We start from the raw sequence: 24,909 nt of genomic DNA on the forward strand, positions 1-24,909 counted from the left end.
GCGCTTTCTGGTGGTCGACATCTTGATACGCTACGTCTGAAGTACTTCTGCCGTTCCTATTAGGCGCCTGTTTCTTTCGCGATGTTTTTCCTGTTGACGCTTTGGAAATACTGCTTTCTTGGACTGAGGTATGCGACTTACTCTGCGCAGTTCCCTTCAATCCATCCAAGTTGGATCTTGAAGCACTAGCTTTGGTACGAGACTTCGGAGAGTCTGAGTTGCCTGATTTCTGTTGCGGGGATGCAGTATTCTTTACAGGCGCTTTCTGGTGGGCGCCATCTTTCGACGCTACTTCTGGAATACTTTTGCCGTCAGTATTAGCCGCTTGAGTCTTTGGCGATGTTTTTCCTGTTGACGCTTTGGAAATACTGCTTTCTTGAACTGAAGTATGCGATTTACTCTGCGCAGTTCCCTTCAATCCTTCCAGGTTGGCTTTTGAAGCACTAGCTTTGGTACGAGTCTTCGGATAGTCTAAGTTGCCTGACTTCTGTTGCGTCGATGCAGTATTCTTTGCAGACGCTTCCTGGTAGGCTCCACCTTTCGCCGCTACTTCTGGAGTACTTTTGCCGTCCGTATTGGCTGTTTGGGTCTTAGGCGATGTTTTTCCTGTTGCCGCTTTGGAAGTACTGCTTTCTTGAACTGTGGTATGCGATTTACTCTGCGCAGTTCCCTTCAATCCTTCCAGGTTGGCTCTTGAAGCACTAGCTTCGATACGAGTCTTCGGAGAGTTTGAGTTGCCTAGCTTCTGTTGCGTTGATGCAGTCTTTTTTGCTGTAATTTTCTGGAGGGTGGCATATTTCGAAACTATTTCCGGCTTACTTTCATCGCCATCGGCATGAACAGCTTGCTCTTCCAAACTCGACTTTTCAATAAGTTGGACTTGTTTTTCAGTAAAGCTTTCTGGCTCTGATGATTGATAAGTTCGTTGCCCTAGTGCTCCTGACTTTGATTTTTTTTTGGAAGAAAAAGGTTCACTATTTTCAAATTCTGCTATCATTTTATCAGTACTGTTCCTTGTGCTGTCTGACTCAGCGCCAGAATCAACATCCCCCTTTGAAAAGACAGGCTTCAACTCTGGCTGATGATTAGCGCTATTTCCCACACCAATATTTCCACCATAAATGCCACTTTTTTTTATGCCTGCAACATCAGCCTTATTATTCTCTCCAAAAAGCTCTGAATTCGACCTACCTACCCCCAAACGACTTACAGACTCATTAAGTTTAGCATTTGTGAAATCATTTTCACCTTCTACCTTCTCTGTTTTAACCTCAAAACTTACAGGATATTGTTCTCCCCCCTTCAATAAAGTGTCTCTATGTTGGATGTCACCGGATAAAGAAGCACCCCCAAACAAACTAACTACCGCTAATACCTTCCAGGAACTTTTTTTAACCCACTCTCTTAAATGGCTAGAAGTCGTTTTGACAGTATCCCCATCTTTAAGGTCTTCCATTGCATAAGGTTTAACCATTGAAGACTTAAATGGTATCCGCTGAGCTATCTTCATTTTATCTGGATTATTAATAGCATAATCCACAATAATACCTGTAGGGGCAGTAACAACATCAACAAGTCCCTTTGCTCCCTCCAACCCTTTCGAAACTTGCTGCATTATTTCACACTTGCCGCCAAATAAGTCAGGATTCGCATAACATGCTTGAGTTGCACCCTCCATCCCAATAGTAAATAATGATAATACTGCGCTACCAGATGCTAAGGATCCAAAAAGCCACTTTCGGACACCCTGACTTTTCACCCCATGGTAAATAAAATTCCCATTTTTTATTACCGACCACCCATTGCCGAATGCTTTAGAAAAACAAGAAAAAATATCACATAGCGGATCTACGTTGGGTCCCAAAACGTTACCTACTTTTTCACCCTTCATCATGCTACCTACTCGCAAAATTTATCCCCCCCCAGTGAATCACCTTTTTATATTACAAAAGCAATTCCGATGCGATGCGAGCTGGTTCCACTCCGCTCTTCTATACCATTTCGCCATTCCACATCGAATAGGCTGGGAATTCCTAACTAAAATAATCTGCTCATCTGGAGTACCATTCTGATCCTGTGTCATAGCCATAAGTTCTTCAGGGGTCAGTAGTTCTCGGGCAATTGATTGATACGCCATCCCCACACTTGCTGAACCTCCAGTCCCAAGCCCCATTGCATCACCTTTTTGCATAGAATCATTAGCAGTTGATGTAACAATAGTACTTTTGCCTAAAGATTCAGAAACAATTTTTGCAGTACTTAGGTCACCAATCCCAAAAAAGGTTTTTACTTGAGAGTTAGCAAACCAGCCATCTCTTCCGTGTGTTCCCCAATGTTTATCCAGCTGCCCTATATCTTGAATAATAGCCCATAAAACAACGCCTGCCCCACGGCCAACTTTAAGCGCTGTCTCTAGTGCTTTCATATTTCCTAATACAGGCATTTCATCCAGCAAGAACAGAGTTCGGGGAAACTCTTGTTTATTACCCCCATATGAATATTCATAACGAATCCCAAGCAACGCACCGATAATCGTTTTTGCCGGCCCAGGTGTACTTTCAAGGGTTTTAAGCGGGATAGAAATAAATACATCCAAGTCTGATGACAAAGTCTCGTATGTCGTAAATGCAGGCCCCTTTTCCAACGAACCAGAAACAAGAGAACAAAGGGCAGGCTGTGACAGCCAACTTGTCATCTGTGAAGCATAGCCGATAATACCTGCCCATTGCTTTTCTGCTGTATCTGCAATGGCTAGCATTTCCCGAGCATATTGTTGAGGAACACCAAAGCCATAATCTGGGTCTCTTTCACAAATATCGCGAAGGTACTCTTCAACTTCTCCAGATGTTACAACTTCTCGCAACGACCTAAGAGTTCGAAGTTCATCACCAATCTCTGGTGCAAAAAGAATGTGTAATAACAAGGAAAGCAAAAGTTTCTTACCTTCTGCCTTAAAGTAATCATCCTGTTTTTCTTCTCCGTCGTTATCCAACCAGCTAATTACAGCTGTTGCATTTTCGATAACTGACGGCTTGCTAGGATCCAACCAGTCTAACACATTGACTGTATCTGTTTTTGGATTATTGGGATCTAGTTGAACAACTTTTCTCCCTCTAGCACAGCGTGCGGATGAACATTTTTCTGCGAGCTCTCCCTTTGGATCATTAACGACAAGGTTGTGTTCCCAAGAAAGAACATTCGGGATTGCTACACTCACAGTTTTACCGCTGCCAGACCCTGCAATAGTTAGCAGATGCCCTCGACCATCAAACTTAAGAAGCGGAGCAGAACCACCTTTCTTAGGATTCTTACGTGGGTCATATGCTTCACCAAGAATTAAACTACCTTCTGACAGTTTTTCTCGAACCTTTTTGAGAGGCATCCAACTCGCTGAACCATGTGCATCTTTATTTTCTTTCTGCATACGCCATTTTTGGAATTTAGGAGTAACTGCAACAATTGAAGCTATAAAGCTTAAGACACAAATGAAAGCAGCACTAACCAACGGCCAGTTTAAATTACTCAAAATAAAACCGGTGGTATAACCAGGGCTACCTAAAAAAGGAGCCCACCTTTGATATTCATAGTAAAAACCAAGCATGCCAGAAACAAGCGTGCCAACAGAGCTTAAATAGTAATACCCACCAACTGGAACTACGGATGCAAAGACACCTATGGCTACAACAAGAAACACTAAAAGAGGTGCTACTGTTACAGCAGCTCCATAGAAATAACTGTTTCCAACGAGACTACCGACCAACTGTCTAACACCTATCCACAAAATAATGGGAAGGAGATACGGCAAGAATGCAAAAATAAACCGTAACAAAACTGCAGTGAATCCGAAGAAAAATCGCATGTTCTTTCCTACTTTCTAATACGTAACAGAATAAAGAGGTCGTAAGCTCACCTACAACCTCTTTTTTTCTTTTAATTTATTGACATAACAGGACGTATTTTTCGTTTAGAGCCTTCAAGGCAGTAGTTACGGGTCAAATAGCTTTGAACAGTCTGTCGAGCTATTCGAATATCATTCGGTGCTCTTTCCAAATCAAAAACAGTAAGGCTAGCATTTGCCCCCTTCAAATTAGCTAACGTTGCTTTTGTACATCCCTGTTGCATATAGTTTGTATAAGCAATACGGAAAAGGTTCAGCCGCTGATCGCTCTGCATTTTTCCACTTGCGGCTTCGTTAGCAAGTACTATTGCTTGTTGGTGTCTTGGAGTAAAACGCTGATAGTCAAACGCAGTCAAAGAACGTTGAGCAATGAGTAGATTACGAACATTCATATTTGTTTTTTGTTGCGCCAGGGCATCACTACAAGTAAGCAATGTCTTCAAACGAACATCACTCTCTTTCAACATAGTTTCTACATTTTGAGCCAATGCAACAGTAGCAGGAAGGACACGTGCCATATATTGAGCATACCCCTTTTGAACAACATCATACTGCTCACTCAACAATTCCATATTTGCTACTGTATTAGTAGCTGAATACATTTGCGCATATTTTTGCAATAACGCCAGTTGTTCATTAGCAGTATGCTCACGAAGCAATGCAATCTTTTTCTGCTGCTCTGATGAAATAAATGCTGTAGAGACTCCGCTCAATCCCCTAAGAACATTTGTAATCTTTGCAAGAGGAAGACCTGCCTTATCTCCCCGCTTAACCGCATCTGCATACTGATCGATTAACGCTAGGTTTTCGTTTCTTTTTTGAGATGCAGTCACAATAGCTTCTGAGGAATCAATCACTTTCCGATAATTAGATTCTGGACGCCCTTTATCCAAGGCTGTCAGTGCTGAAAACCGTTCTATAAGGATAGTCTCTTGCGGTCGTCCCTTACGCAAAAGAAATTGCTCATAACTCTTTTGAAGGGCATCAAGCCTAGCCGAGCTATCATGTTTTGCCTGCACAGCCTCTTTGCCTAAACCACATGCAAAAGAATACTGTGAAAAAGCAGTTCTTTTTTTGTCGAAATCCTCAACTTTTTTATAACTGTTTGCTAATAAAACAGTGCTCTGACCAGTTTTACCAAGTTGATATTCTTCTGCATTTTTCTGCAAATCATTTAATCTAACATCACTCGCTGCAAGCTTCTTTTTACAAATATCACCTTGGCTGAATATCTTCTGATGGACAGGTCTACCGCGCTTTCGATCATAAGATGTTGTTTTATCTATTGCTGGAACTAACTGTTCACACCGTGTCCCAACATCAGGAATCTGCATCAAACGCTGTGCTGCAATATGCAACTCCTTTAAGCGCTGATCACTTTCAACCACTTCCTGAGGAACAGGCATATTAATAACATTTCCCCCTCCTGAAGGTGCAGAAGAGCCATTGCTGAAAGCCTGCGGCGGAACAGCTGGTGTATAACTAGAAGTCACTGCCGAGGCACTACTTGAACTTCCTGTTGAAGTGCTACCTCCAAATGCACCCCCCAGCACCATAATAAGACACATTGCTGCCGCGCCAGAAGCAAACAGCTCTGCCAAAATCCGCCACAGCCTGTCGCGTTCATACAACTCTTTTGCGGAATCAAACAAATTTGCCATGGCATTAACCTAATTCTGCTGCCATCACTACATCGTCCCCTTCAATCGTAAGCAGTTCGTCATCAGTCATTGATTCATAGTTAGGGGTGAAAGCGATGCGTTCAGCCTGAATAGGAAGAATTTGTTCAAAGAATCCCCGAATGGTTCTTGCGTTCCCAAACGTGTCATCTTTTTTCCCCTGCTGACTTAGCCATACAATATGTTTATCTGCCTCATACTCAGCTTCTTCAGTTAAGAGATAGTGACTCTTTCGAATCATAAGTCTAAAAATCGCACTCAATTCTTCTGCATCATAAGAAGAAAACTCTACAGTCCGTGAAAAACGTGATTTCAAGCCCGTGTTGCTTTCAATAAAACGACGCATTTCATTCGTATAGCCTGCAGCAATAACCACCAATCGCTCTCGATGGTCTTCCATAAGCTTTAACAGCGTATCAATAACCTCTTGACCTGACGGGTCGGGTCCAGAAAGCGGATCGCTACCTGCCAACGTATAGGCTTCATCAATAAAAAGAACACCATCTAAAGCTTCTTTCACTTTTTCTGTCATCAACTGAGGACCAGAGTTAGCATAAACACTTGTCAATGCAGCGCGATCAACTTCCACACAATGGCCTCGACGCAGCAAACCAATTGCTTTAAGAACGCGCCCTACTTTGCGAGCAACCTCAGTCTTGCCTGTACCCGGAGGGCCTGAAAATACCATGTGCAAATTAATTGCCCCGATTGGAATATCCCGATCCCGGCGTAAAGCAACCACCCGAGCAAATGCAATAAGCTTGTTTAACTCTTCTTTTACCTCTTCAAGGCCAACCAAGTCTTCGAATTCACTTAAAACACTTTCAAGTGAGTCTTGCTTTCTTGCAGCAACTTTACTTTTTGAGGTTTTAATAAACCCCTGTCCTTGACTATAATTCATAGTTAAACGCTCCTTCTACATCTTGCGCTCTAATAATGCGTGAAGCATTACTTTGGACATCCTGAGAACGATAGGCAATCACTCTATTTACTAGCTGGGACACAGCAAATGCATTCTCAAAATGTTCTTTCTTATCAGAAAACTCTCTCTTAAATTGCTTTTCAATTAAAGGAACAGCTTCATTTTCAAGAGAGAAATCCCTTTCTTCAAATCTTCGATCTGCTAACTCAAGCAACTCATTTAGTTCTAAGTGTCTTGTGCTTGCCGTAATTACATGGAAATCTCGTAACCATTTATGACCCGTACCAACAATTAACTCTTCAAGTTTTTCGGAAGACCCATTTACAACTATCAGGAAATTATCAGGATACTCATTAACAAACTCTTGCAATGCACTTCCTACTTCACCAATGGGTCTCTCATCACTTTGTGCGCTTGCTTCAAACAGCCAATCCGCATCATCAAAGATCAAGGTTCCGCCATGGGTCTCACTTGCTATTGTCTCAAAGAGAGAACCTGCATCTTGAAATACCAACTTATTCTTTGTTAATGAAAAGTTGCGTGAAGACGGCAACACATCAAATCCATAAAAAAGCTTTCCGACTACCTCTGAAATATATGTTTTACCAGTTCCAGCAGGTCCAGATAAAAGAATCATGACAGCCTTGGCATGAACCCCAAAGCCACTTCCACCAGCAGCGTGTTGAATTTGATTTATCAATCTATTTACTGATTCAAGCGCCTCTTCAGCTCCTAAGAGCCCCTCAAGCGCAGAACGCGCTTCCTCACGACAATGCTCTCTACGTTTTTTTTCTGAAACGACAGCAGTGCCTTTTGCAGTTGTATCTTTTGCTTTAACTACAGCAGAGCCTGTCCTTCCCTGCGAACTGAACGGTAGTCGCTGCCAAATCCAACGGACTACATTATCAATAGGTTGTGGTAACTTCCCAGAAAAGGCGAGTAAAAAAAGCAATAGTAAAATAAAAACAACAGCTAAGAATGGGACTATTGACCCAATCAAAGCAATGTACAAAACCATTAAACCTATAAAAAGAGGAATTCGAAAATATGGCGTCGCAAACATTACTTAAACCTTAGAGTTCTGACTTCACCTTCTACCATTGGCGGAATTGGTAAAGAATCAACAGAAGTTTTAGCAGCAATGGTAATTCCACCACCACCGTCTCGTACACCGCGTATTTTTAGCTCTGCATTATCAAGTGAGTACGGGACTACAATAGTTGTTGGTTTATGAAGAATAGGAACAGTGTATTTCATTCCACCAGCTGAAACTTCCACAATATCCCCATCTTCAGCACAATCATCCCAAAGTGTAACCCAAGCTAATGAGGTGTATCCCCCCTCAGCTTCAAGCATCATATGCTCCGCTTTTTCAGGCGGAAGCATCGTAGCCTTTTTTGCTCGTTCTCTTTCTCCGGGATCCGCAAGGTTCACAGGAAGAAAAATTGTAGCTCCAGAACTCATTACACTTTGATATTGGTGTTCAATACGTTGAATATCGCTTTCTGATAAAGAATCAGATGAAGTACTTTTGGCAATATCCCCCCAAAAAGCTCCACAAATACTTGCGGCTAAAATCCCTACCCCCATTAATAATGGCGCTACTATCTTTTTTTTCTTTTGCAATACCTTCTTTTGGGGTTCGTTTCGTTCAAAAGAGCTAGCAGTACGTTTTTTTTGCTCTCTTTTATTGGCCTGCTTCCATTTCTGTTTATTTTCCATGGGTTCTTCCCTACGTTAGGCTTCAACCATGGATTAGTAGAAGCCTTCGACTGATCAGTTCTAAAATAGAACTAATTTAATAATGATATTGTCTTCAAATAATACATCTGGTCAGGTGCCCGATGCGGTAAAGGAACATCTGCAACCAACGATCCTGTATTAGTAATTGTTCCGTAATGGTGAACCACTCGTGCAAAAGTAAATTTAAGGTACGCATTCTTAGTTAGCTTACTTATCTTTTGAACTTCAGACTTTCCAAAACTATTCGAGCCAACTAAAACAACATCATTTCGTTGTTTCATTGCAGAGATAAACGCTTCTGAAGCACTAGCTGTATAAGCATTCTGCCATAAAAATATACGTGCCGTAGATGCCTTCCAGCCCGCTGAAGCAATGGCTGTTTTGGAACCATCTCTGCTTACAACTGAGAACAATCGACTCCGAGGAGGAAAAAAAAGTTCTGCACATCGAGCAGCCTCCCAGACAAGTCCACCAGAATTATTACGCAAGTCGATAATTATAGCCTGCCTACCGAGGGCATGGAGAATAGTTGCTAACTTCTTTCTTGTATCTTTTGTAAACTGCTGCAGCACAATCCGAGGAATGCCACTTGAAGAATCTAAGTAAACACTTGGTGCTGAATATAACTTTCGAGCAAGGTTCACAGAATAAAGCTTCCCAACTCCTCGTAATAAAGTGAGCTTCACATAGCTATTAGAAACTCCACGCAACTTCGATGCAACATAAGGCACTGATCTACCACCAACAAACTCATCATTTACAGCCCAAAGCACATCACCAGATTGTACACCGGAATTTTGATCAAGCCCTCCATGCATTAGCAAACAAATCAACTGACCAGACTTCCCCTTTTCCAAATAGAACCCTACTCCAGCATACGAATCACTTTGCGAAGCTGATAATGCTTTAAATTCTGTCTCACCATAAAGTTCTGCATAAGCATCTTGTGAACGAACATATTGCAACACCTCAGTTCTTCCGCCAGAATACATTGGATAGCTATATAAACTTTCCTCAGAGAGTTTTTTAAAAATGGAAGTAAGCAGTGGATCTGAAGCAGCACTTGGCGAAACAAAAAGTAGAAGGATGCTGCCCAGAACAAGTCTCTGGGCAGCAAATTTCAAATACTGTTTCAATAAGAGCCAATACTTACTCAAATGATGCACCTTCTTCTAACAAAAATGCTAGCTTAGACTTGAGTCTAGTAACTTCTGCCTGCATTGCTTTTGAAGACTTGCCATTCAACTCTCCAAGCTCTGATTGTTTTTTCTTTTCAATTTCAGCAACTTGATACTTCAACGCCTTAATCTGCTTGATTAATTCATGGCGTTTTTCTAAAGCCTGCGCAGTAGTCGCTCGCTGACGAATAAGATGACGTTCGAGCAAGCTGATATCTTTAGACATACTACCCAGCTCTTTTTTTAAATTAAGCTGTTTTTTCTTTTTACTTTGCACTTCGCTAACGAGCTTCTTTTGACGCTCTAACAGTACTGCTTTACGAGCTTCTTCTGCTTCAATTTTTTCTTTCAAAGCATTCTGTCTTTTTTCGTATGCCGCAGGGTTATACCCAAAAAGCCCCCCTTGACGAGGATCTTCATGAGTTGCACAGCCAGCCAAGAGAACAACAGCTAAGATCATAACAAGGTATCGCATTATTCTATCCCATTACTAGATTAGCTTTGAATTACGTTTGAATCACCTATACTGCCATGCGACCTACGGCATCTGCATATGCTGCAGCACTACTTTCAAGCTCACTAATAGTTGCATTCAATTCATCAATTTCCTTTTGAAGCGCTGCAACATACTCTGGATCTTCTTGAGCATCTGCATCATTCAGCACAGTATATTGCAATTCAACTTCTGCCTTAGCCATTTCAATCTGTTTACGTAATTCTTTTTCGTTAGCTTCAGCAGCTTGTTTTTTAGCTAATAAAGTCTGCTTAGAGACCTTCTTCTGTGCATATTGTATTTCAAACTGCTCAATTGACTTATTTAGCTTTACAAGTTCTTTCTTTGAAGCTCTGTTCGTATCAGCAGCCTGATCATTTACTGTACGAATATTGGCAAGACACTCATTGAGCCAATCTTCAGCGGAAGCCGCTTCAGCTTTCTTTTTAGCGACATGATCACCAACAAGGTAACCTGCACCCCCACCTAAAGCTGCACCCACTGCTGCACCAATCAATGCGCCTTTTTTCCCACCAAAAAGCAAACCACCAACACCACCTACAACAGCCCCAATCCCTGCACCGACAGCCGTGCCTTCTGCTTTAGTTCGCTGTCCGTCAGTTCCAGTAGTGACGCAACCTGTCGCCGTTGCTAAAAAAATGCAGCAGAGTGCTAAGACTAAGAAACGTTTAAACACCTTCTCCCTCCATTGTTCTTCTGAACACTTTGTTAGTTAGAAAAGTTTTGAGAACCCATCACACCACACCTCATTCGCACGGCGTAATTCTTTGGCATAATTTTGATAATATTTTTCAACTAAAATAGAAGCATCTATCTGTTTCAACGCTTGCCTTTCTTTCAACCACTCCCGGTGTCGGGCAAAGCCTTGTAAAACAGCATCTGGTGTTAGATTTGCCAACTGTTCCATTGTGTCACCAAATGATTCTATTGAATCTGCAATATTAGCTTTGCTAAATTGAAGCCTCTTTTCATTCACTGCTACTGCTTTTTCAATGCCAGCCTTCTTAGCCTGCCCGAGACGAGCTTGAACATGCTTAATCGTTCTATACTCTCTAGCAATAAAGAAAGCCTTATCTGCTGCTGTCTTAGCCCACGCAAAAGCAGAATCCTCTTCAGCTTTTTTCTTGATAGCTCCTACTGAATCCAATACTGCTGCCACCCTTTCAAGGTTCTGCTTATCTTCCTCAGTCCCTTGAACAGACAAACTTTCACGTAATCTTCCCAAGTAAATTTGAGCGTCTGTAACGGAGGCCTTAGTCTTTGCAGCCACAGGGCTAACCGATAAGCCTGCTGGTGATGCGCCCCGTAATGTCTTCTTATATTCATCCCATTCATTACTAATTCTTGAACTAACTTCACGGTCTGGAAATACAGGTGTGGCAATCACAACACGAAAACCTAATGTTGGTTGCTTATTAAGGCGCACAGTTTTTTTCTTTACATTGTAAAGGTAGACAGGCTGTTCAGTTCTCTCCGCAGCAGATATTTTATTTTGAGGAGTAAAATAACTTCCACCACGAGCAGTAAAACCACCGCTTTTTCCTTGGTAATATTCAAGGCTGTACATTGAACTGGTCATTTCAGACACATTACCAAGCATATCATGCAGGCCTAACGGATTCGGAGAGAGTCCCCCGATCATCTGCAGCTTATTATGTGACGAAGTTGGCCCACTAAACCATTCGTGCTTATTCAGCTGCTTATATGAATATCTCTTATCAAAATCTCCTGGTGATACTGCGATCCCACCACGCGCAGCAAATTCCCATTCTCGTTCTGTTGGTAAACGAATAAATCCAGGATAGTCACCATACTTAGGAAGAGAATCAAATGCATTGTCATACAACCAAAGGCTGTATGCCTTCACAAAACTTTGAACATCAAAATATGATATGTTGGTAATTGGATACAGACTTTTTAACTTGCGTTTTTTCACATTCCCATCGTTCATCAATCGATAGTACTGACTCTCTGAAACTTCATACTTTCCAATATAAAACATCCAGTCATTACGATCATTATCCTTTTCTACAAAGGAGCCACCAATTGTCACTTTTGTAGGAGAAGATTTATACGATCCTTGTGGGTCACCAACCATAAAAGACTTCTGGGCAAGTACAGAGTCACCAACTCCAAGAAAGACTTTTCTAAAAACCATCTTGCCACCATCAGGCATTGGAAGAATAAAATCACCTTCTGATGGCTTAGGGTTAAATCTATCTAATTTTGCATAAGCAGGACTAACCCCACTACAAATTAAGCATGCAATTATCATTAACAAAAGACGCATCTACTCCTCCCTCAATGCGTTTGTGGCATCAACAGTTAACGTTCGCAGCACGGCCAAAAGACTTGAACCAATCGCAGCCAGCACCATAACCACAAAAGCTAGTACTAAATGTTCAATAGAGATGGAGCAAAACTGCTCTGTTCCTTGCAACTGATTTTTAAAAGCAGCGTTAATAACAGAAGAAATTCCCCAAAAAGCGCCAAGAGATACTATGTAGCCCCCACTAATCAAAAAGACAGCCTGACAAACAGGGAATGTTGCTACTTGACCTTTTGAAAACCCCATAAGGCGCAGTACACTCAATTCTTTTTTCTTACGCTCAACAATTCCATATAAATTCGCTATAAGTGCAGCTATCCCACCTGTCACCCCAATCCCCGCGATCAACCAAAAAATTTGAGAAAGACCAGCATGAAGCTGTTCTACATTTTGAATTTGTGCTTCGTTACTAGAAACAATGATCCCTTGTTCTTCAAACTCACGGGACAACGTACCTACATCTTTCAAGGATGCAGCATATAATCTAAAGTTTGCATACCCAGTACGCTGTAAGAGAAACACCTTTGTATCTGGTTCAAAGACAAGTTCTCGCCTACTAGATAAATTCAGCACTCCTCCAATTTCGGATGCAAGTAACAGTTTATTTTTTAATGAATATCCTACAACACGAATTGAAAACGATAACGGTTTTGATGCAGAATCCAAGTCTGCTATATTTAACTCTGTACCTATAGGAACCGCCCACGCAGCAGGAATCAACGCCCGCAAATCTGTTTCGGAACCGCTTACTTTGATGGGGCTAAATCTAAGCTGAGCCTGCTGAAGTGCACTCATCACTCCGATTTCACACGTTACGGGGCTACCTTTTATTTCGACAGTCCCTTTCCTTGGAGCTATCCAAGGTGACATTACAAATTCCACTCCACGAAGCTTACGTTTTGCAGCCTCAATGTTTTGACTCTCAACCCCGCGTTTACTCGTCAATAAGTACCCATACTTTCCAGAGGGAAGTGAGTAGCCGGTTATGGAATCAAAAGTATCGCTAATGTCTTCAACTTTTGAAAAACCGGTTTTACTAACTAATCGTGCTTGCTGGACAGGAGGGATCGCCGAGTATGTAGTTACAACTACTCCATTATATTCAGGGAAAGCTGTCCTGCGACTTCCACTCCAGCCATATTCTTTTACAGCCTCACCATCTTTATATTGCTCAATGCATTCCAACACCTTTAGCTGGACATACGCGGCTTTTCTATTTCCAGCTCGAGGTTCAGTTACACCCATGACATGTAGTGCCAATTGCTGTTTTTCTCTTTTTGCTCCCCGTTGCCGAGTAATCATCAAAACCAGCGTATCCCCTATAGTTGCTTCAAGCGACTTTGCTGCAGAGTGTGACAGAACACATGAATTACCTGATGGAATTTCTGCGCCATTTTCTAATAAAAGAGGATCACCATCCGCTGTCGGTAAGAAATCCAACAATCTAATATTGTTTTTATTTTCAATATACCCTTTTGCACTTGAGGCTAGCCGACGTGTACTTGGAACAATAAAGCCAACATCACTTCGAGATGCTATATTCGCTATCCATTCAGAAGTTAGCTTCCCTCCACTCATATAGCGAATTTCACGATTGCGCGGATCTTCTAAAAGACGATGCTGAAGAGTTGCAATCGTCCCATATTTAAGGCCAAAAAAAAGTAACAATGGTGAAACAATTGCCGAAATGGCAAGAACCACACAAAGACTCATAGGCCACTCATGGCACAGGCTTGCCCATGCCAAAGAGAAGATTTTTTTATACCCAAACCTAGCTGGTAGTTTTGTAGTCATACGTTGCTAAAGTCCTTGTGGAGACAACCTCAATGTTGAGACCGTATGGGAAGATGATATTTGCTCTAGTGTGAACGTATAAATCCGATTTGCTAACGTTCTTACTAGCTCTGTATCGTGTGAAACCAACACCAGCGCAGTTTGTAGTTCTTTAGCAACACTAGAGAATTCTGCTGCAATATCACTAGCAATCAAACTATCAACAGCCGCCGTAGGTTCATCCGCAAGCACAATCTCAGGCTTATGTGCTAATGCACGCGCAATTGCTACACGCTGTCGCTGCCCCCCGGAAAGTTGTTGTGGCTTTTTCCCTAAATGCTCTTGAAGTCCAAGAGATGACGTTAGATACCGAATATGTTGTTCTGCCTCTAACCCATTTAACGAGCATGGTAGCTGTATATTCTCTTTGGCAGAAAGAAACGAAAGCAAACCACCACTTTGCAATACATATCCTAAATATTTCGACCTAACAGTTGCACTCAAACTATCAGAAGCTAACAGCATTGAATGTGACGTTTCTCCCCCACAACTGCCTGCGGAAAAACAATATGAAAACTCATCAGCACTATCCGGAGTCAACACCAGACTAAGGATATCTAAAAAAGTACTCTTCCCACATCCACTAGGCCCATACACAGCAGTTATTTCTCCATGCCATGCTTCAAAGTCTTCCACATGAAGCTCAAAAGTATATCCTCCATGTCTTCGTACGCACACCATGGATCGAGTCCGGATTGCAGGATTATGAGCACTATAAGAATCTGACAGCATGCTGAGTTTAACCCTTTATTTTTCCGCAAATAATCATAATGGAGCCGTGCAGAGTTTGCTCCGCACGGCCAACACTCTATGGTAATAATTCAAGACTGATTGGGTACACCATTTCATCAGGAGAAGCTCCACTATTCAGAGCAATCCAACCATCACTATTGTCATGAATTGATTTATATGCCTTTATCTTGGCTTCAATCCCATTAATAAAGTCATCCTGTGCATCAGGAGCCATACTTTCCCAGAGTTCATTATTCATGGACATTACGACACTATTGTACGGCAATCCCATTAAGAACTCAGGAACTAAGCCAGATTCAGAAAGGTTTGCGGCATTTTTAATCTGTTCAGGATTTCGGGCAGTAGCCGCAACGGTTGCCTGCAAACTAGTAAAGAAATCACCAGCTCCAAGGCGTTGAGATTGTCCGGCAGCAACAAGGCTTTCGAGTAAAACGGTTAGCGTATCTAACTGCTTTTTGCTCAAAAGAATCCTTACATCTAATGATTGGATACTTATATCTTTTAGATCCTTATCAACTACCCATGCCTCAATATCAGATGGAGCCTGAGCTCCACTGGCAGTGCCAACCCACTCAACCAGCGCGGCATTGATTACTCCTTGCACTTTGGAATTCAATTCTGCTGTTTTCTGATCTGCTGGTACAGTGGTTCCAAGAGCAGCAAGCTCTCCTGTTGCACCAGCAGGTGATGGAACAGGTGGAGCAACAGCTTGTGGAGTTGAATTTGTAGCACCTAATGCTCCAAGCTCTCCTGCTGCTCCAAGTGCTGCAAGCTCTCCAGAGTTACTTAAAAGATCAGCAAGTTCTCCATGCGAAGAAACCGGTGCTGTAATCAGCTTTACTAATGAATTTGCAATGACAGTTGTTGCCTTCGCGTATCCAACCTGATCTCCTGTCGGAACCGCATAGTAAGCAGAAGAAGTAACGCCCTTGTTTGTTGCGAGCATGCTAAGCTGTGAATAACTTATATCGTGAAAGCGAGTTGCCCTTGGATCTTTAAGATGTAGCGCCATCAAATAGACTTTATTTTGATCTGCCAGTGCTCTCAGAACTTGCGCATTTTTTCCGGAAGAGTTTTTAGGATGGCCAGCTTCATGCGCCGGAGCATCCCCAACCAGAATGATGATACGCATGGCACCATTGGTCCAACCCGTATTATCTAGGGCAGCACTCACACCTGAGAACATGTCTTCTGGATAGTCACCGGAATCAGCAGTTGTTGCTTTCACGGTACTAAGAGTCTGAACAAAGCTAGCGTGGTCTTGAAGTACGGGTGTATAGTTCTTTACTACATACTCCAGCGCTGGATTCGCGGATACCGCATCACGGTATCCCCAAACACCAAATTTAATACGAGAGGCATTTTTAGGATCTTGAAGTAAACGATTAGAAACAGTCTTCACTACATCAAGAGTTGACTGAATATACGGTCCCATACTCATGGAGGTATCCATTACAAAAACTAAATCAATAGCAACATTGCCCAACATATTTGCCGCAACTTGAGCCGAAGTCTGTGTCGCCTGTTCAACAAATGCTGTGTTTGTACGGATATCGCTACTTTCTCGCGCAGTACCAGACGCTTTGGTAACAGCAGCAAGCTTCAATAAGCGCCCTTCACGCATTTCATCATCACTTTCCAGCATGATATTTTCAAAATCGAGAATAGGTAGCAGATAAAACTCTTTTGAAATATCTACGTAGCGAGCTGGTTCGATAGATTTAATAGGAAAATTAGCAGGAATATTTTTACTCACGACATTGCCATACAACTTATCAAGCATTGCAGTGCGATCTGCAGGATCAAGACTAGCTAAGTCTGCGAGATATTCCTGATCTTCAAACATCATCACGGGCTGTCGCCCTTGTGGATGGGTATACGCAAGACACATAGCCTGCTTCCACTCAAAAACATCATCAGCTTTCATCCAACCGACTATGGTGCCATTCGCATCACTTCCAACTTCATACATGGCATTGGGTTGCCCTATGACCGGCTTGGTATAAACATAGTATGATTGAAAAGCAGGAATATTATCCTGAAGCACGCCTTGAGTTGGGCTATTTGCTTTATAGATAGATGCAAAAGGCTTGCTCAGCACACGCAACGGTAAGCTAGAACCATCAAGTGTGACTGGCTGCTTTGCGGCCGCTGTTGAAATCATTCCAAGGCAAACCAACAGCGTTACTATTTTACTTACTTTCAAAAACATCTCGCCCCCTAAATTATTAAGCGGTCATCATTAGTTAGAACATACCTTGAAGAATCTGAATCATCTCCTCAAGATTCTTCAACTTCATATCAACATCTTGTAATGTCTTAGTATTAGTTGATATCAGCTGTTCCAAAGCAACTTGTGCGGCTGGATCAACTCCTACATTGGGAGTCGTTCTCTGTGGTGCTGCAGGTGTCGCGGCCTGCGGCATTGGCACCTGCACGGTTGCAGGATAAGTAGAATTCATTGCCGCAGGAGGCACTACAGGCTGCGGAGCCGGTATCTGAGTAGCAGGTGGTGAACCTGGTACCATTGCTGCCGGGGGTACGACAGGAGTTACAGGAAGCTGTGTAACCGCAGAAGGTATGGCTGCTGTCTGAGCAGCAGGAGTTTGGGGAGGAGCTTGCTGAGCAAGCATAGAAAGAGGCATTGCCAAGTTTTTTAACGCTGGTGTCTTTGCATACTCGTAAGCCATCTTTCCTTTTTTATCTTTCAAGGAAGTATCTGCCCCGCGCAATACCAACATTTCAGCAACCTTCACCTTGCCTTTTGCAACAGCGAGGTGAAGTGGTGTTTTACCTTTTTTGTTTTGTAAATTGGGATTGGCATGGCTATCTAACAACAGCTTTACAACACTGGCATGCCCCCCCATTGCAGCCCAGTGCAAGGCAGAGGCTCTGGTAACATCAACAGCATTTACTTGCTCACCAGCAGCAATTAGTTGATTAATCTTCGCAGTATTCCCTTGTAATGCAGCTTTATGCAGCTCTGCAGCATTCACAGTTGCAGCACAAAGGAATACGGCACAACATATTACACACAATATTTTTGTACGCATTGTTTCCTCGTTTTTGTAACTAGAATGTGCTTATGGGAAATAAAGAATGCGATCTTTAGTTGGATATTGCATCTTACGATCACCAGGACACTTCATTTTAAATTGCGTATTTAAGGCAGTAAAAAAAGTATGTGTGTCACGACCACTCTTAAGGGCAATCAACCAAATTTTTAATGGATACAATCCCTTTTTCAAGGAAACACTTCCGGTAGAAGTCCTACTAGCAGGATCATTCCAATATCCGCCAAAACCCAACGTTTTCCCTTGATCTATAACAACCTGATCATCTAAAAAAACAACGGCCCTCCAAGATCCAACATGATGATCCGATCCATTCCCAACAGTACGTCGAGCAACAGTTGTTATATTTAATACATAGTCACCATCTTCCGATGCATTCAAAAAACCTTCCCAAAGAACACCAATTTTTGCATTTGTTGTAGGTTCTGCTAGTGGAAATAAATCCTTATCTTCAGTAAAAGCATCATACGATAGTTTGCCAGTCTGCTTAACCGTCAACACCCCAAGCTCAATCCCAGTAGGCTCATCAGGAAGTTCTTCACCTTCATAATCAGACCAATCATATACTTTAAGTAACATACCTTGTTCATAAGCGCTTAGATTAAGCTGAGGTTGCTGAACTTGTACTTGCCCCTGAAGAGGCATCTGCCCCATCATCGGCATTTGAGTTTGGCCTACCATTTGTCCCATGGCTGGCATCTGAGCTTGCGCTGGTAACTGTCCTGCCATTGGCATCTGAGTTTGAGTAGGCATCTGGCCTGTCATTGGCATTTGATTTTGGAAAGAAGTCTGAGGCGGTACAGGAGGTGTAGCAACAGCCTGCTGCTGTGGCATTGCTACCTGTTGTTGCATTTGCGGAGCAGGAGATTGCTTAGTTGGAATAGTCGCTACAGGGCCAGTGGCTCCAACGCCGCCCTGTATCTGCATTAATTTCAACATATGCTGCATTTGCACAGTAATTACGTCTAGCCGCTTATTAAGATTTGTAAGCTGTGTGGCATTGTTCATCGCTTGATTCTGCAAGGTAGCCATGTCAGCAGCAAATGAAGGAACTGTAAAAAAAACTATTAGTGCGGCGCAAGCAATTACGCCCTTCGCTTTACATAAAGTTTTTAAAGAAAAATTAACAAAAAAACGCATTATCTATCCCCCTTCCCAGTGCATGAAAATTAGCTCAATCACCTGTGCTGCCCTAAAGATTGAAAATTGCCTTCTCATCAACTTTTCATGGATCGCTCAGGCCATCTCTTCATAACTATCTATCAAATTAGAAAATATGATAGTAAACCTAGAATTTTTGCAAAAAGCAATTTCTCGATTTATAATATCAGCACGTTACGTTATAACGCTACAACTCATTGTCCCTTTTCAGATAATTACCCACTACCGTGTGGACATAATTCACCTAATATTTCCGCACCAACACACAGTAAACGACAGTGTCATTCTCTCACCATTCTTCATTCCATAGCTCTTGAATTCACCCCTGAAATAAATCTTTAGAGTGTGTCACCAGTAAAATTGCAATATCGTGTTGTTCCGAAAACAATGCTAATGCCACCAACTCAGCTTTCAGAATATACCCCCTATTCACATAGAACCCACCAGATGTGCTTGTTCTGTCTGCTCCTAGATTCAACAGCCATCTTACAGCTTTCATTTGTCCACCACGAATCGCAGAATGCAAAGGGGAAACAAATGTTCGCCTATCGGCTTCTATGGATACCCCATACATCCAAAGCAGCTGAGTCGTCTCTATATGCCCCCTCTCACAAGAAAATACGATTGAAGACAGGAAATCATCCAATATAAAGCAATTTGGCAAAACAAGGCCATTACCTCATAATTGTTGAACGATTTCAGTTTCAGTTTCCTGAACCAGTTCCATATACTTCGGAACAAACTGCAACAATTCTACAACGACATAATTCATAATGTTCTCGCAGAAAAAATTTAATATAACCAGCTGAGGTTCTGTCAATTTCGTTTCCTTAAGATGGCTCTGTCATATTATCACTATGACACTTACTGTTGTCAGCTCGATATTACAGTCTTCTGTCAACACAAAAGTCATTCACTTCTTCTCATAAAAGAAATTCCAACAGAACTGTTCGCATAAAAAGCGAACAGTTCTGTTGGAATCAAATTTCTAACTCCTGCACTGAAGTGCAAATATTTTTTTGCAGACCTTACAATTGATAATATCTTGTATTATATAGTTATTAATAGCGGTACCTGTTTCCACGTGCTTTTTAGCGGCTGATGTCAGGTTCCATGCAGCATAACAGTTGTTATCTGCAAAAAATCTTTTCTGTTCTTAGGGGGCGTCCACTTTGATGGACATATTTTTGCTCTGTCTGTTTCAAGCATGAAACAGACAGAGCAAATTTAGCCAGCGGAATGCTGATGATTACTACATTCTTTATTGCACTGGTGAATATACCAGATGACTTACGGTGGTCCGCCATCATTCATTTCCCACCTGCCCGCTCGTAAAAAAGTACGTGCGTTCATTATAAAATTACGTTTTTTGGCTACTACTAAACACAGTGATAGACACTGTTGTAGCTATCGGATTGACCATCCACAGCTGTGCATGCTGACGCACAGCACGTAATATTAGCAAATGTGATACGGCGACATATCAGGGAGATGCTTTATTATTATAAAGTAATATTTCAAAAAAAGAACGACACTACAGATGCGTCCAATTTTCAGTCAGCTTAAGTAACAACACAAAAAAAACGCCTATCTATTTCTGGATAGGCGTTTTTTTTAAATAAATGCGGTCTGGGCCTAACATTATGTTTTTCTTTGCAGTATAACGATACTAAAAAGGAAATTTTGTTATGTCTAAAAACAAACTATTATACGGAATTAAAAATGCGAAACTAACCGGATCAAGAAAAACCCAGTACACCAACAAAGCACAAGCAATGCGCTTTGCAAAATTACTGTTTAAGCTTGGCTATCGTCCTCAACATTGGAAAAACATAACTAATAAACATGTAGGCGTCGTGGTCGATGAATGGAAGCGACAAGGAAAAGAAACTTCAACAATAAAAGCATATGTAGGCAGTATCCGTTCACTAGCTAAAGCATACGGCAATGTCAGCCTTCACAAACTAAATTCAGCATTTGGCATTGGAAGAAGGTCCACCATTCCTAAACGTTCACGTGCGGTGCCAAACAAAATTTATCAAGAAGTAAAAGACCATCTTCTTGCCGGATCAGAACGACACAAGCGTATTGGTCATCAACTGATTGTTATGAATGAGCTTGGCTTACGCCCCGAAGAAGCACGTAAGATCAACCCGGATATTGCACTGTTACCTGACGGAAGAATTTATGTTTCTGCAGGGACCAAAGGTGGCAGGGACCGCATCATACATGATCCGACAAAAGAACAGGTTGAAGCGGTAAAAGCATTAGCGCCATATATAGGTCAATATGGCAACAGCATACCTGACACAACATCAGAGGCAAACTGGGAAAAGTATGTATATAAGGTAGTATCAGCTTTAGGACTATCTATCGCAGCTTGTGGTGCTTCTTTACATGGTCTCAGACATGCGTTTGCTCACCGTCGCTATCATGAACTAACTAATCTGGATGCACCTTGCTTACACTGTAATCCAGAAACATTCAGACAAGCAGCCTATGATGAACATGGCCCGCAATGGCGCAAGGTTCACGATCGTGCTGTCGTCATTCTTGCCCACGAACTTGGCCACAACCGTGGCGAAGTTACTGCAAGTTACCTTGGAAGTATTCATGGATAGCAGGTAGATAACTTACTCATAGGTGAGATTAATAGTTACGCCAAACTACAAAAATCATCTGCAAAAGCAGTAAACTTTGCACTAAAAAATAACAAAATCTTATTATTAACAATTTCAACACATCACGTCAAAAGAAAAATAGAAAAAAAATATCCAAGCAAAACAACATTTTATCTAAAAAGCACTCTTAAAGAACAACGCATGCTGCTGATTTAACCTGACTTATTTTTATATTTTGACATCATACCAACAGGCAAAAACACTAAGGCATTGGATGCCTTAGGAGGCAGTGTTTTCATTTTTAACCAATGGAGATTTTATGATTTAAAATTTGTGAGTATCACTATGAATTTAAAAAAAATTAGCACATTATATGTGGCATTTTCGAAAAAAGAATTTACCCAAAGAGTGGCAGAAGACAAAAGACGAGCTGTCAACCGTCTATACAGCGCCTATGCTAGCGAAGGTCAAAACCTTAAGACACTACAACCACTAGAATGTGAAAAGCTACTTGCCGTTGCGTGCGCTGATCTCAATCCAACAACCTACAACAACGTGCGTAAAAATCTTTCAGCAATGTGGGATTGGTGTGCGTCCATGAAGCTAACTTCAGCACCTAACCCCTTTGCAGCAATTCCCAGAAAAAAAACAACCCGGATCCATTCGTACGCCCCACCCTCCAATGACGTTTTCAAGGTATTCAGCATTGCGACCGAAGAAGAGCAGCTTATTATGCTTTTTTCTATGCTCGCTAACTCCAGCAAAGCTGAAATGCGTCGTTTTCGTTTTGCTGATATTGATCACAAGAGAAGCAAAGTAGGCATTCGCACACTAAAAAACGGAGAGCACAACGAAATAGTAGAGCAAGTCGATGTGCCAGCCTTTTTAGTCAAGCTTCTTAAAGATTACGGAATAACAAGCAAACACTATAACGAATTATTCAACGGTCATCCGCTAATTACTGAAGATAGAAACAAGAGCTTAAACAGACTCTGCAACGCAGCAAAAGTTAAGCCCTTTACTATCGAAGCACTTCGAACCTTGAAAGCGCGCATAGCCATCAGTAAAGATGGCTGCTTGCTTGCTATCCAAAAACATCTTCGACATGCCAACCTTAAAACGACTAAAAGCTATGTGCGAGACAAACAAGAAGCTTCAACACACCTAAGAAATTCAGATTTTGATTTTCTCATTGAAGGGTGCTTGTTAACGCACATCTTAGGTAGCGGCAAAAATATGGACGTTTATTTTACCGCAAAAAACCAAAATGGAGACACTCCTTCTTATCTGATGATTCTTTGTGATTCACTATTTTATCTTATCGAAAAACAAACTTCGGAAAAACAACATGCTGCAATTCGCCAACAACTACTCCAATTCATCGTTGCAAAATTTGCAACCAGCTGTATTCCCATAAAAAAATTAAATTAATTACTCCATAAATCTTGATTTTTGTTTTCCTATGTAGTCTATACTTAAAGATTGAAGCCAAAAAAGCGTTGGGCAATGAGAAAGTGCATCAATCATTTCTCGAACAAGGAGATCTTATGAAACAAGTTTAAGTCGTTCTTGTATAACAAAACGGCATCGTAGTGGAAATCTGCTTATGACCGACCCTAAGAACTTAACAACAAAAGAAGTAGCTGCATTATTAAATTGTTCAGAAAGCCTTGTTAGGCGAAAAGATATGAAAGAAAAACTTGGTGCATTTTACATTGCGAAAAGAGCACTACGATTTCCAGAAGATAAGGTTGATGCATATATCAACTTACAGAAAAAGCAGTCTTCAGAAAATGCTTCTAAAGAAGTAGCTGCAGTTAAAAATACTCATCGAAGAAAGAAGTTGCATTCAAAGTTCGATTTGTTCTAGTATCTTAGGTAGGAATAAGCAGTTTTTCATAGAAAGGTAATTATATGGCGTTTCAAATGAAAAACGGTAAATGGAAAGGGCAGGTTTATTACACAGATCGTAACGGTAAAGTACATAGAAAAACCAAAAACTTTGACCGCAAGCGTGATGCGCTGCAGTGGCAGACCGAAGAACGCAAAAAGTTGGAACTTGCCGATCAGGAGGCAGAAACAAAGCAGAAAAGCTTTAAAGAATTGAAGGTTGGCGAATGGGCTGAACTGTATATGGAATATGCGTTCAACACATTCACAGAAGAAAACTGCAAGCTGGCAAAAGAAAAGCAAAGAGCCTTCAAGCGCTTCTTTGAAACAAAGGTTATTTCACCTGAAGTTCAGGTTTCTTCTGTACGCAAGAAAGCCATTCTCGATGTCTTCAACGCCCTTAAGAAAAAATACTCCGGCAAGAACGTGGATAGGCAGATTAAAAATCTTAAGGCGGCATGGAACTGGGGCATAGACTTTCTGGAAATGCCTGAAGCAAACCCGTTCTGCAGGCTACCAAAGGCAGCTACTACAGAAGAAGAACCTCATTATATGCCGCCGCTTGAAGATATGCTCAAGGTATTGAAACTGGCGGCAAAAAGCGATGAGCCACAACACTATCTAGTATTGTTTACTTTACTTATGACTGCCGCTAGGCGCGTTGAAATGCGTCGACTTACATGGGCTGATGTGAAGTTTATGGGCGAGCAAATCGGTTTACGAACAAGAAAAAGGAAAGACCGCATCGAAAGCTGTGACCTAATCCCACTGGCAACTGAACTGGCCGCCAAACTAAAAGAATATAAGCTTCAAGTAGGTGGAAAGCGTACCCATGTTTTTTCAGGGATCCAGCTTGAAGCAGGTCTTCACATGCGCTGGCTTAAAAGGCTTTGTGTGAAAGCAAAAGTAACGCCTTTTGGTGTCCACGGTATTCGAGCACTAGCAGGAACACTTGCTCATACAAATGGTGCCTGCCTTATGGATGTAAAAGAACTGCTTCGACACAAATCTACTCATCAGACAGATAAGTACTTACGCAAGCAATACAGACAAAACGAAGCGGTGAACATTCTCAGTTCGATCACATCAAAAGCCGAAAACAATGGTAAGCATGACGAGGGTAGGAACGATGCAAGCGCAGCCTAAAAATAAAAATCCAAAAACTTACACCTTGGGCTTACACCTTGCAGGATAATATAATAAAAAAAGCACTTACATGTGCATGTAAGTGCTTGATTTACTTTGGCGTCCCCAGGGGGATTTGAACCCCCGTCGCCTGCGTGAAAGGCAGGTGTCCTGGGCCAGGCTAGACGA

At 41.7% G+C, this 24,909-nt stretch carries 20 protein-coding genes; 4 read left to right on the forward strand and 16 right to left on the reverse strand.

All coding sequences use genetic code 11. The features are described from left to right. From QZY95_RS11275 to QZY95_RS16650, 16 genes are all read right to left on the reverse strand, one after another. A partial coding sequence (locus QZY95_RS11275) for a hypothetical protein (protein ID WP_290923506.1) occupies positions 1–1,894 on the reverse strand: 1,894 nt, incomplete at its 3' end. Between the two features lie 36 nt (positions 1,895–1,930). Beyond that, complete coding sequence (locus QZY95_RS11280) at positions 1,931–3,859, reverse strand: type IV secretory system conjugative DNA transfer family protein (RefSeq protein ID WP_290923508.1); 1,929 nt, start codon at positions 3,857–3,859, stop codon at positions 1,931–1,933. Positions 3,860–3,930: 71 nt separating this feature from the next. Further along, positions 3,931–5,559, reverse strand: a complete 1,629-nt coding sequence (locus QZY95_RS11285) for a hypothetical protein (RefSeq protein ID WP_290923510.1) — start codon at positions 5,557–5,559, stop codon at positions 3,931–3,933. A gap of 4 nt (positions 5,560–5,563) precedes the next feature. Further along, positions 5,564–6,478, reverse strand: coding sequence for an AAA family ATPase (locus QZY95_RS11290; protein WP_290923512.1), 915 nt, complete (start codon positions 6,476–6,478; stop codon positions 5,564–5,566). Then, positions 6,468–7,562, reverse strand: coding sequence for an AAA family ATPase (locus QZY95_RS11295; RefSeq protein WP_290923514.1), 1,095 nt, complete (start codon positions 7,560–7,562; stop codon positions 6,468–6,470). The genes QZY95_RS11290 and QZY95_RS11295 overlap by 11 nt, the downstream gene beginning before the upstream one ends. Then, complete coding sequence (locus QZY95_RS11300) at positions 7,562–8,221, reverse strand: hypothetical protein (RefSeq protein WP_290923516.1); 660 nt, start codon at positions 8,219–8,221, stop codon at positions 7,562–7,564. The genes QZY95_RS11295 and QZY95_RS11300 overlap by 1 nt, the downstream gene beginning before the upstream one ends. Positions 8,222–8,292: 71 nt before the next feature. Beyond that, a complete protein-coding gene (locus QZY95_RS11305; RefSeq protein ID WP_290923518.1) occupies positions 8,293–9,399 on the reverse strand; it encodes a S41 family peptidase in 1,107 nt (368 codons plus the stop codon). After that, positions 9,392–9,880 (reverse strand): hypothetical protein, encoded by a 489-nt coding sequence (locus QZY95_RS11310; protein WP_290923520.1) that lies wholly within the window; start codon positions 9,878–9,880, stop codon positions 9,392–9,394. Before QZY95_RS11310 ends, QZY95_RS11305 begins: the two co-directional genes overlap by 8 nt. A gap of 61 nt (positions 9,881–9,941) precedes the next feature. Continuing rightward, a complete protein-coding gene (locus tag QZY95_RS11315) occupies positions 9,942–10,610 on the reverse strand; it encodes a YMGG-like glycine zipper-containing protein (RefSeq protein ID WP_290923522.1) in 669 nt (222 codons plus the stop codon). A 36-nt stretch (positions 10,611–10,646) separates the two neighbouring features. Then, on the reverse strand, positions 10,647–12,224 hold the full coding sequence (locus QZY95_RS11320; RefSeq protein ID WP_290923525.1) for an SUMF1/EgtB/PvdO family nonheme iron enzyme: 1,578 nt from the start codon (positions 12,222–12,224) through the stop codon (positions 10,647–10,649). Further along, the gene (locus QZY95_RS11325; protein WP_290923527.1) at positions 12,225–14,057 is read right to left on the reverse strand and encodes an ABC transporter permease; all 1,833 of its coding nucleotides are present in this window, start codon (positions 14,055–14,057) and stop codon (positions 12,225–12,227) included. It abuts the gene before it with no gap. 6 nt (positions 14,058–14,063) lie between these two features. Further along, positions 14,064–14,732, reverse strand: coding sequence for an ATP-binding cassette domain-containing protein (locus QZY95_RS11330; protein WP_290923529.1), 669 nt, complete (start codon positions 14,730–14,732; stop codon positions 14,064–14,066). 172 nt (positions 14,733–14,904) lie between these two features. After that, a complete protein-coding gene (locus QZY95_RS11335; protein WP_290923531.1) occupies positions 14,905–17,061 on the reverse strand; it encodes a vWA domain-containing protein in 2,157 nt (718 codons plus the stop codon). Between the two features lie 34 nt (positions 17,062–17,095). Further along, entirely contained in the window at positions 17,096–17,902 is an 807-nt protein-coding gene (locus tag QZY95_RS11340; RefSeq protein WP_290923533.1) for an ankyrin repeat domain-containing protein, read from the reverse strand. A 30-nt stretch (positions 17,903–17,932) separates the two neighbouring features. After that, the gene (locus QZY95_RS11345) at positions 17,933–19,063 is read right to left on the reverse strand and encodes a PA14 domain-containing protein (RefSeq protein ID WP_290923535.1); all 1,131 of its coding nucleotides are present in this window, start codon (positions 19,061–19,063) and stop codon (positions 17,933–17,935) included. A 340-nt stretch (positions 19,064–19,403) separates the two neighbouring features. Beyond that, positions 19,404–19,748: an ankyrin repeat domain-containing protein gene (locus QZY95_RS16650; RefSeq protein ID WP_365971282.1), complete on the reverse strand. Its 345-nt coding sequence runs from the start codon at positions 19,746–19,748 to the stop codon at positions 19,404–19,406. A gap of 1,024 nt (positions 19,749–20,772) precedes the next feature. Between QZY95_RS16650 and QZY95_RS11350 the strand changes: the two genes are divergently transcribed. From QZY95_RS11350 to QZY95_RS11365, 4 genes are all read left to right on the forward strand, one after another. Beyond that, positions 20,773–21,705: an integrase domain-containing protein gene (locus tag QZY95_RS11350; RefSeq protein WP_290923537.1), complete on the forward strand. Its 933-nt coding sequence runs from the start codon at positions 20,773–20,775 to the stop codon at positions 21,703–21,705. Positions 21,706–22,050: 345 nt separating this feature from the next. Then, a complete protein-coding gene (locus tag QZY95_RS11355; RefSeq protein ID WP_290923539.1) occupies positions 22,051–23,136 on the forward strand; it encodes a hypothetical protein in 1,086 nt (361 codons plus the stop codon). A gap of 175 nt (positions 23,137–23,311) precedes the next feature. Beyond that, complete coding sequence (locus QZY95_RS11360) at positions 23,312–23,575, forward strand: helix-turn-helix domain-containing protein (protein WP_290923541.1); 264 nt, start codon at positions 23,312–23,314, stop codon at positions 23,573–23,575. A gap of 44 nt (positions 23,576–23,619) precedes the next feature. Further along, entirely contained in the window at positions 23,620–24,741 is a 1,122-nt protein-coding gene (locus tag QZY95_RS11365) for a site-specific integrase (RefSeq protein ID WP_290923543.1), read from the forward strand. Positions 24,742–24,909 lie beyond the last annotated feature (168 nt).

The sequence above is a fragment of the Halodesulfovibrio sp. genome, assembly GCF_015482765.1.
Classification (GTDB): Bacteria; Desulfobacterota; Desulfovibrionia; order Desulfovibrionales; family Desulfovibrionaceae; genus Halodesulfovibrio.